The sequence below is a fragment of the Shinella sp. JR1-6 genome (assembly GCF_004284735.1).
Taxonomy (GTDB): Bacteria; Pseudomonadota; Alphaproteobacteria; order Rhizobiales; family Rhizobiaceae; genus Shinella.
Window position 1 is genome coordinate 1 of sequence record NZ_SHMI01000109.1, and the last position, 1,263, is coordinate 1,263.

The 1,263-nt window shown below is 58.5% G+C and carries 2 pseudogenes; one reads left to right on the forward strand and one right to left on the reverse strand.

Annotation, left to right across the window (positions count from 1 at the left end):
• Window positions 1-418: 418 nt before the first annotated feature.
• Window positions 419-673 (reverse strand): annotated as a pseudogene (locus EXZ48_RS34560) (IS6 family transposase); the annotation flags it as partial.
• Between the two features lie 50 nt (window positions 674-723).
• On the opposite strand from EXZ48_RS34560, the pseudogene EXZ48_RS34565 reads away from it, so the two are divergent.
• A pseudogene (locus EXZ48_RS34565) lies at window positions 724-981 on the forward strand (ATP-binding protein); the annotation flags it as partial.
• Between the last annotated feature and the right edge of the window lie 282 nt (window positions 982-1,263).

Sequence of the window (1,263 nt, forward strand, 5' to 3'; positions counted from 1 at the left end):
CACATCCGTTGGCAGGAGCGGTTCGATCCGTTCCCACTGCGCATCGGAAAACCAAAAGAAATCAGACATCTCACCGCGTTCCACACGAAAGCCTGGTTAAGAGTCACGCCGCCTTCATGCCGGATGCCGCCTGGGCAGAAATCAGGGCGCCCCCCAGACCCGTCCCGGGCTAACGAATTCCTCCCGGTTTCGACATCATCTTGCACTTTTCGACACGTCATCAGCGGTTCGCTTGCGCTCGTCTCTCTAAACCTCACCTGACGGACTAAGAGCCGCCTTTTCTGCAACGCTCACCACCACGGCTCTTTACCGTCGCAGCTTGCAGTGGTTTGAAACCTACCCCTGACGGTCGGCTTCGAGGGACCTACCCTCATCTTCCGCGCAGCTCGGCTCCCACATTGCTGTGGGCGCCTCGCGGCACACTCTCATCGAGATGCCATTTGTCTGCGAAGTTGCCGATCGACCGCCGCTTGAGTTGGTGGGCGAATTTCAGGCCAAACTTAGTCGTCCATTCTGAGACGGTCTGAAACGAGACGGCAATGCCGCGCTCGGCAAGCAGGTCTTCGATATCGCGCAGGCTCAGCGGGAACCGGTAACAGAGCCATACCGCATGCGCGATGATCTCGGCTGGAAAGCGGTGGCGTTTGTATCGGGCGGACGCATCGTCAGTCATGCCGATAGACTTGCCTCGATCCGCACCAGCCGGTTAAGGCGACGCCTCCCCTCGACTTCATCATCCTCGACGAACTCGGCTATCTGCCGTTCGCGCAGGCCGGTGGTCAGCTCCTATTCCACCTGATCAGCAGGCTCTACGAGCGCACCTCGATCATCGCCACCACGAACCTTGCCTTCGGTGAATGGCCGTCCGTGTTTGGTGATGCCAAGATGACGACAGCGCTGCTCGACCGCCTGACCCACCACTGCGAGATCGTGGAACCAGGAAACGAGTCCTGGCGCTTCAAAAACCGCTCTCAAAGCTAAAGCCGAAGATACCCATCACCCGCACTTGGCCTACCCTCTGCAACCCCGGTCAGCGCAGGGCAGGCCAAGCACTGATCGTCTACATGGGGGTGAAGATTGGACACCGACAAAAGGGGGCAACATTCCGCGCCGGTTGACAATCGAGTATTTCCGTTGTGCATAGGGAGCAAGCGGGCTGCTCATTGTCAGTAGCCCTACACCCTGCTGTTGGTTTCCACGCGGAACTGAGCCGGTTTTTCCACCGAGAAGTGAGCCACCTCTGAGTATGGTTTTCTGATCAGG